Source organism: Streptomyces bobili (genome assembly GCF_002154575.1).
GTDB classification, from domain to species: domain Bacteria; phylum Actinomycetota; class Actinomycetes; order Streptomycetales; family Streptomycetaceae; genus Streptomyces; species Streptomyces bobili.
In genome coordinates this window covers 1-7,645 of sequence record NZ_MUBA01000131.1, presented here as the reverse complement: position 1 = coordinate 7,645, position 7,645 = coordinate 1, and the positions used below count along the sequence as shown (strand labels likewise).

General features: G+C 71.2%; 8 protein-coding genes. 6 read left to right on the top strand and 2 right to left on the bottom strand.

Going from position 1 to position 7,645, the window contains the following annotated elements; all coding sequences use genetic code 11:
• Positions 1-754 (top strand): glycoside hydrolase family 31 protein (locus BZL64_RS12100; RefSeq protein ID WP_244205311.1); only part of this gene is annotated, 754 nt, incomplete at its 5' end.
• Here the strand turns inward: BZL64_RS12100 and BZL64_RS12095 are convergent.
• Positions 745-1,281, bottom strand: a complete 537-nt coding sequence (locus tag BZL64_RS12095) for an NUDIX domain-containing protein (RefSeq protein ID WP_086768939.1) — start codon at positions 1,279-1,281, stop codon at positions 745-747. The two genes, BZL64_RS12100 and BZL64_RS12095, sit on opposite strands and share 10 nt — an antisense overlap.
• A 17-nt stretch (positions 1,282-1,298) precedes the next feature.
• Complete coding sequence (locus BZL64_RS12090) at positions 1,299-2,135, bottom strand: M15 family metallopeptidase (protein ID WP_086768937.1); 837 nt, start codon at positions 2,133-2,135, stop codon at positions 1,299-1,301.
• A 161-nt stretch (positions 2,136-2,296) separates the two neighbouring features.
• Here BZL64_RS12090 and BZL64_RS12085 point away from each other — a divergent pair, with 161 nt between their 5' ends.
• The 5 genes from BZL64_RS12085 to BZL64_RS12065 all read left to right on the top strand — a co-directional run.
• Positions 2,297-2,722: a Zn-ribbon domain-containing OB-fold protein gene (locus BZL64_RS12085; protein ID WP_086768935.1), complete on the top strand. Its 426-nt coding sequence runs from the start codon at positions 2,297-2,299 to the stop codon at positions 2,720-2,722.
• Positions 2,719-3,909 (top strand): lipid-transfer protein, encoded by a 1,191-nt coding sequence (locus tag BZL64_RS12080; protein WP_086768933.1) that lies wholly within the window; start codon positions 2,719-2,721, stop codon positions 3,907-3,909. Before BZL64_RS12085 ends, BZL64_RS12080 begins: the two co-directional genes overlap by 4 nt.
• 168 nt (positions 3,910-4,077) lie before the next feature.
• Positions 4,078-5,772, top strand: a complete 1,695-nt coding sequence (locus BZL64_RS12075; RefSeq protein WP_086768930.1) for a GGDEF domain-containing protein — start codon at positions 4,078-4,080, stop codon at positions 5,770-5,772.
• Positions 5,773-6,310: 538 nt separating this feature from the next.
• Entirely contained in the window at positions 6,311-7,060 is a 750-nt protein-coding gene (locus BZL64_RS12070; protein ID WP_086768928.1) for an MIP/aquaporin family protein, read from the top strand.
• A gap of 20 nt (positions 7,061-7,080) precedes the next feature.
• A partial coding sequence (locus tag BZL64_RS12065; protein ID WP_244205310.1) for an FGGY family carbohydrate kinase occupies positions 7,081-7,645 on the top strand: 565 nt, incomplete at its 3' end.

Genomic DNA, 7,645 nt, shown 5'->3' with positions numbered 1-7,645 from the left:
GTGCGGGGTGCCGTACTCGGGGTCGGGCATGGGAGGTTCCGCCGGCGACTACTCTCCGGAGCTGTATCTGCGGTGGCTCCAGCTGGGCGCCTACCTGCCGCTGTTCCGTACGCACGCCGGTCCCCGGGCGGGGCGCGGGGAGCCGTGGGAGTTCGGGCCCGAGGTTCTGGAGCACGCGCGCGTGGCGCTGGTCGAGCGTCGGCGGCTGCTGCCGTACTTCGTGACGCTGGCGCATCTGGCCCGGCGGACGGGGGCTCCCTACGTGCGGCCGCTGTGGTGGGGCGCTCCGGAGGACCGGGCGCTGCGCGACTGTGAGGACGCGTTCCTGCTCGGTGACTCGCTTCTTGTGGCACCGGTGCTCGACGCGGGAGTGGACCGACGGGCGGTGAGGTTGCCGCGGGGGCGCTGGTACGACACGGCGACAGGGCTGCCGTTCGAGGGGCCGGGGCGGGTGCTCGTCGACGCGCCTCCGGGGCGGATACCGGTGCTGGCGCGCGCAGGTGCGGTGGTGCCGGTGCGCGGGGCGGACGGCGGTCTGGAGCTGGAGGTGTGGGAGCCTGCCCGGGGCATGGCGGGGGGCGGGATGGTGGTGCGGGACGCGGGCGACGGCTGGGAGGAGTCCGAGATCGAACGGTACGTCGCCCGCTGGGACGGCGATCGGGGGGTCGTCGTGGAGCTGGAGGGTGAGGACGGCGTGCGTGAGCCGTCCTACCCCGTGCGCGTACGCGGGCTCGGTGGATCGGCTCAGATGTAGCGGCCCTCGAAGAACGCGCGGACGGCGATGGTGTGCAGCGGGAAGGCCAGTTCCTCCGGCCTGTGCAGGAGGTGCCAGCCTTCGGTCTCGTCGGTGGCGGCCGACGTCGGCAGACGGTCCGCGGGGCGCTCCGGGAGGAGACCGAACAGCAAAAGGTGGCCGTCGGGCGAACTCATCGCGTCGGCGAGGCGCACGTCACGGCTCGCGGCCTCGATGCCTGTCTCCTCCTGGAGTTCCCGGACGACGGCCTGCTTCCACTCCTCACGGTGGTCTATGTAGCCGCCGGGCAGGGCGATGCCTCCGCGCGCGGGGGCGATGGTTCGGGTGATGACGACGAGGGCGGTGCCCTTCGTGTCGTACACGGGCTGGAGAGCGATCGCGACCGGCAGGGGGTTGCGGTAGGCGACGGTGGCGCAGGCCGGGCAGGTGCGGGGCCAGCCGGTGACGCCCTCTCCATAAGGCGCTCCGCATCCCGAACAGTGGGAGTCGGGCACGGAGTTGGAAGTGGAGTGCTGAGTTTCGGACACGCGCGGACTGTATCCGATCAAGGGCGGGCGTTGTGCGCGCGTGGCTCAGGGGTCCTGGTGAGGGACTTGGCGGAGACGGGAAAGTCGAAGTAGGTGTCCGGGTGGGGTTCGGGTTTGAAGGTGTAGTGCCACCACTCCTCGGCGAGGTTGACGAAGCCCAGTTCCTCCAGCGTGCTCTTCAGAAGGAGCCGGTTGGCCCGCTGTTCGTCCTGGATACGCGGGTCGAGGGTGTGGCTGAGGGTGTCGAAGCAGTCGTATCCGGTGCCCATGTCGACGGAGTTGTCCGGGAAGCGCTGTTGTTGTGGCGCGAAGCAGGGCGCGAGGGGTTCGCCGGGTACGTAGGGCCTGGTCGGTCGGGCCGGCAGTCCGACGAGCGTGACGTCCAGGGTCGAGCCGCGGCTGTGGCCGGATTTCTCGGCGATGTAACCGTCCTCGAACAGGCGGGTCTTGTCGACGTTCGGGTAGAACTCCCGCTTCATCGCCTGGTCGTCGAGGTCCTCTGCCCAGCGGACGAAGTGGTTCACCGCGCGCTGGGGCCGGTAGCAGTCGTACACCTTGAGCGTGTAGCCCCGGCGCAGGAGCTTCGTCTGGGCCTTGTGCAGGGCCTGGGCGGCGGGCCGGGTGAGGATGCACAGCGGTCCCTGGTAGCCGTCGATGCGTTCGCCGACGAAGTTGTGCGGGGTGAAGTAGCGCATCTCCTGGAGGATCGTCCGGTCCACGGTTCGCAGGGCGACGAAGTCGGCCGGGGCCTTGGGTCCGGTGTCCGCGCGGGCCGTGGCCGACGCGGTGGTCACGGCGAGCAGGGTGGCGAGTGTGGTGACGACGCCGCGTACCGCGCCGGAAAGTCGTGTCATGTTCCCTGCACCTATCAGGTTCGGTCCCGCTCGGGAAGACGATCGCTGCGGTTCGTCCGCGGAAGCCGCGCGCTCTGCACTTTTCCCGGTGAGCGTGCCACACTCCTGACGTTCCGTCAGCTCACCTGCCGGGAGGGACTGTGTCACGTACACGCACGCCTGTGGTCGCGGGGTGGTTCGGCGGCGACGGTGACGACTTCGGCCTGATCGGGACGCGCTGCGCGCGGTGCGCCTCGGTCTTCTTCCCCCGTGAGGACACCCACTGCCGCAATCCGGGCTGCGCGGGCGGCGAGTTGCGGGAGTTCCCCCTGTCGCGGCACGGACGCGTCTGGTCCTACACGGACAGCCGTTACCGGCCACCGTCACCCTATGTGACCGATGCGGAACTTCCTTGGGAGCCATACGCGTTGATCGCTGTGGAGCTGGAGTCCGAGCGCATGGTGGTACTGGGACAGGCTGTTCCAGGTGTCACCGTCGCCGATCTGGCGGTGGGCATGGAGGTGGAGGTCGTCCCCGGCGTGCTCGGCGAGGACGCGGAGACGACCTGGACGACCTGGTACTGGCGGCCGAAGGAGGTGCGGGCATGACGGCGGAGGTGGCGGTGCTCGGCGTGGGCATGCACCCCTGGGGCAAGTGGGGGCGCGGCTTCGTCGAGTACGGGGTGGTGGCGGCGCGCGCGGCACTCGCCGACGCCGGCCTGGACTGGCGGGACGTCGGCTCGATCGTGGGCGCGGACACGGTGCGTGGCGGCTACCCCGGATATGTCGCCGGGGGGACGTTCGCCAAGGCCCTGGGATGGCAGGGCGCCAGGGTGACGAGCGTGTACGCGGCGTGCGCCTCCGGCGCCCAGGCGATCGACGCGGCACGCGCGCAGATCCTCGCCGGTCTGGCGGAGGTCGTGCTCGTCGTGGGGGCCGATGCCGCGCCCAAGGGGTTCTTCCGGCCCGCGGGCGGCGACCGGCCGGACGACCCGGACTGGCTGCGGTTCCGCGTACTCGGCGCGACCAATCCGACGTATTTCGGGCTGTACGCGCGTCGGCGCATGGCGGTGCACGGGGACACGGCCGACGATTTCGCCCGGGTCAAGGTGAAGAACTCCGCGGCGGGAGCCTTGAATCCGTACGCGCGTTACCGCAAGCGGGTCACCGCCGAGGAGGTCGCCGCCTCCCCCGTGGTCTCCGACCCGCTGCGGCTGCTCGACATCTGCGCGACCTCGGACGGCGGGGCGGCCCTGGTGCTGTCCAGCCTGGAGTTCGCGCGGCGGCACGGGGCGGCGGACCCGGTGCGGATCCGTGCGGTGTCCACGGTCACGCCGCGTTATCCGCACGCCGTGCTGGATCTGCCGGACATCGCCACCGACTCCGCGGCGGCGGTGGAGCCGGCCGGGCGGGCCTTCCGGGCGTCGATCGCCGCGGCGGCCTACGAGGAGGCCGGCATCGGGCCGGAGGACCTGTCCCTGGCCGAGGTCTACGACCTGTCGACCGCTTTGGAGTTGCAGTGGTACGAGGATCTCGCACTGTGCGCCGAGGGTGAGGGAACCAAGCTGCTGCGGGACGGCGCCACCGCACTGGGCGGTCGTATACCGGTGAACGTGAGCGGGGGGCTGGCCTCGTTCGGGGAGGCGGTTCCGGCGCAGGCGCTCGCGCAGGTCTGCGAGGTGACCTGGCAGTTGAGAGGTCAGGCGGGCGGACGTCAGGTGACTGACGCGCGCGTGGGCATCACCGCGAACCAGGGGCTGTTCGGGCACGGTTCGGCGGTGGTCGCGGTGCGGTGAGGGGGCAGCCGTTCACCGCCCATGGACGGTGAGCGAACCAGGAAGGGGCGGCTGGCGCCGTACCCATGTGCCTCGTCCGGGTCGTACGCTGCGTGACCAGGCCGGAAGCCTGCGTGAACGTCTTATGAACTGGGCCTGGGCAGGCGTCGGGAGCGCCATCATGCTGCCGTGCGCTCCTGGACGGATACTCTCCGCTTCGCCTTCCAGCCTGTGGTCAATCTGGCCACCGGAGCGGTGGCAGGTCTGGAGATACTCGCCCGCCCGGAGAGTGGCGACATCCTGGCTCAGGCCCGGCGGGACCCGGAAATCGACAGCAGGGTCGCCGTGTTGGCGATCCGGGCCGCGGCGCGCAGGGAGACGCTGCTGCCGCTGCATGTGAACGTGTTCGCCGGCACTCTGGCCGATCTCGGTGGTCTCACCCCGTTGTACGACGCCGTGCGCGAGGCCGGCCGGCTGCCGTGGGAGGTGACGCTGGACGTCGTGCCGCCGTACACGCACGTGCCCCAGCCCGCGCTGCTGGAGACACTCGGCGGACTGCGGGAGCAGGGGTTCCGGATCAGCGCGGACGGCGTCGGCGACGGGGACCTTCCGCTGCGGCTCCTGACGGACATCGCACCTGACCTGGTGAAACTCGACGCGTCCCTGCTGACCCGGCCGGCGGCGGTACGGGCGATGCGGACGCTGTGCGACGAGCTGGGAGCGTTGCTGACGGTCGAGGGGGTGGAGACCGAACTGCAGTGCGCGACTGCCCTGGCGGCCGGCGCGCAGCTCGCCCAGGGTGAGCTGTTCGCACCTCCGGCCCGGCTGCCCGCGGCGGACGTGTACCTGCCGCCGCGCTCCCCCGACGGCGCCTGGGCGCCCCGCTCGGGCCCATCGGTGCGGGAGTTCCTGCGGCCGGCCGCGCTCCTGCCCGCAACCGCCTCCGCGGGCCGGGTACGGGCACTGCTGACAGGCTCGCCCGACGTGTCCGGGGTGCTGCTCGTGGACCGCACGGGGGTGCCCGTCCGCTCACTGCACCGCTCGCGCTTCCTGCTGTCGATGTCGGCACGCTACGGACACGCCCTGTACGCCGACCGGCCCGCTGCCAAGCTCGGTGATCCGCCGCGAACGGTCGGCATCGACGCCACGGCCTGGGAGGTTCTGGACGTGGTCGCGGACGGCGACCGGGACCGTACCTCCGACGATGTCGCCGCGGTCGACCGCCACGGGCGGTGTGTGGGCGTCGTCCGGCTCGCCGACCTCGTGCGGGCGCTGGCCGAGTCCTGGGTCGAGGAGGCGGCGGGGCTGAACCCGCTGACGCGGCTGCCGGGTTCGGACGCGATCACCGGCGAGGTGGACCGGCGGATCGCGGACGGCCGGTCCTTCGCGCTGAGCTGGCTGGACGTCGACCATTTCAAACAGGTCAATGACGGCGCCGGGTTCGCCGCGGGCGACGAGTTGATCCGCGCGGTGGGCCGGGCGCTGCAGTTCGCGGCATCCGGCAACACGCGCGTGGGGCACATCGGCGGGGACGACTTCCTCGTGCTGGCCGATCCGGAGAGCCTGGCTCCGCTGGCCGCCTCCGTGCTGGACGCGCCCTGGTCGGCGGGCGGGCTCCCGGTCGCGCTGTCACTGGCCACGGTCCTGTGCATGCCTGGCGGAGTGACGGATCACCGTGAGGCGGCGGCCTGTCTCGCGCCGCTCAAGAAGGCCGCGAAGGCGCTGCGCGGGGCCAGTTGGGTGCTGGGTCACGCGGGGCTGCCCGGGTACGAGATCCGGCGAGGGGTGACGCCGGTCGTGGCGGCAGAGGCGCCGTCAGGGCCGCCGGGGACAGGGCCGGAGTCGGTCGCAGGGCCGTTGGGAGCCGAACCGGGGGTGGGCTGAGCGTCCTTGGGGGCGAGGGGCCGCCGGGCGCCCTGCGTGCCCGCCTCAAGTGACCTCCTGACCAGGCCGAAGGAACCCACCAAAGCCCTCAGGCACGTCTGACGCAGAGCGCCCGGCAAAGGACATCGCCAACCCTGGGGGCCGCCGTACAGAGCCTGCTCCGCGCCTCGCATGACGGTGGCGGGCTCCCGTGACGTCGTGCTCGCGGAGTCCGGCGGAATCCCGGCCGTCGTACCGGCCCGCGGTACCCGTGCTTCCCAACCGTTGCCGTCGGCCTCCTTGACGCTCCCTGGGCGCCGGTGAACACTTCCCGTTGTCAGCCGACATCGCCGTACATTCTCGGCGTATCCAGGCGTTGCGCCACAAGGGCTCCATGCCCTCATGGCCCCTTCCCCAAGGGCGATTCGGCTTCGACGGCACGCTCGTCACGGACGCCGGGCGGGGCGCGGGACCTCCCTGCCCTGGCTGAAGCAGCCACGGGAACCGCACCCTGCACGGAGCGCCGGGGATCATCACCCGGGCCGGCCTAGGAGCCGCCATGAGCAACGCAGACATATTCGTCGGCGAGACCATCGGTACCGCCATTCTCATCCTGTTCGGCGCGGGCGTCTGCGCCGCCGTCACCCTCAGACACTCCAAGGCGCGGGCCTCGGGCTGGGTGGTGATCGCCTTCGGCTGGGGGTTCGCCGTCCTGGCGGGGGCCTACACCGCCGCGCCGCTGTCCGGCGGGCACCTCAATCCGGCCGTCACCCTCGGGATCGCGGTGGACACCGGCGTATGGGGCAAGGTCTGGGTCTACCTGCTCGGCCAGTTGCTCGGCGCGATGATCGGCGCCGTCCTCGCCTACCTGGTCTATCTGGCACAGTTCCAGGCGAACGTACGGCAGACCGGCACCACGGAGGGGACGGCCGAGGAGCCGACACCGACGCTCGGCATCTTCTCGACCATTCCCGAGATCCGTAATCCGGTCGCGAACCTGATCACCGAGATCATCGCGACGGTCGCGCTCGTCCTGCCGATTCTCGCCTTCGGTCTGACGAAAGGGCTCGGGGAGTCCGGCACTCTCGTGCTGATCGTGTCCCTGCTCGTCGTCGGGATCGGCCTCTCGCTCGGCGGACCGACCGGCTATGCCATCAACCCGGCACGCGACCTCGGTCCACGCATCGTGCACACCTTCCTGCCCATCCCGAACAAGGGCACCTCCGACTGGGGTTACGCGTGGATCCCCGTTGTCGGTCCGCTGATCGGCGGAGTGCTCGCGGGCCTCCTCTACAACGTCGCCTTCTGAACCCAGCCCAAGGGGTAGCCATGACGGACAACGCCGAGAAGTACGTCGCCGCGATCGACCAGGGCACCACCTCCAGCCGCTGCATCATCTTCGACCGGAACGGCGCCATCGTCGCCGTCGACCAGCGGGAACACCGCCAGATCTTCCCCAAGCCCGGCTGGGTGGAGCACGACGCCACCGAGATCTGGTCCAAGGTGCAGGCGGTCGTCGCCGGAGCGATCGCCAAGGCCGGCCTGCGCGCGGACCGGATCAGCGCGCTCGGCATCACCAACCAGCGTGAGACGACCGTGCTGTGGGACCGGGCCACGGGCAAGCCCGTGCACAACGCGATCGTGTGGCAGGACACCCGGACCGCCGCGCTCTGCAACGAACTGGGCGGCACCGACGGCCAGGACCGCTTCCGCGAGCAGACCGGACTGCCTCTGGCGAGCTACTTCTCCGGGCCCAAGGCGGCCTGGCTGCTCGACAACGTGCCGGGCCTGAGGGACCGCGCCGAGCGCGGCGAGATCGCCTTCGGGACGATCGACTCCTGGCTCATCTGGAACCTCACCGGCGGCGTCGACGGCGGCCGGCACGTGACGGATG

Bases quoted from the DNA above. Each gene is read 5' to 3' on its own strand.
- BZL64_RS12090 (WP_086768937.1), bottom strand. From the start codon at position 2,135: ATGACACGACTTTCCGGCGCGGTACGCGGCGTCGTCACCACACTCGCC.
- BZL64_RS12080 (WP_086768933.1), top strand. From the start codon at position 2,719: ATGACGGCGGAGGTGGCGGTGCTCGGCGTGGGCATGCACCCCTGGGGC.
- BZL64_RS12070 (WP_086768928.1), top strand. From the start codon at position 6,311: ATGAGCAACGCAGACATATTCGTCGGCGAGACCATCGGTACCGCCATT.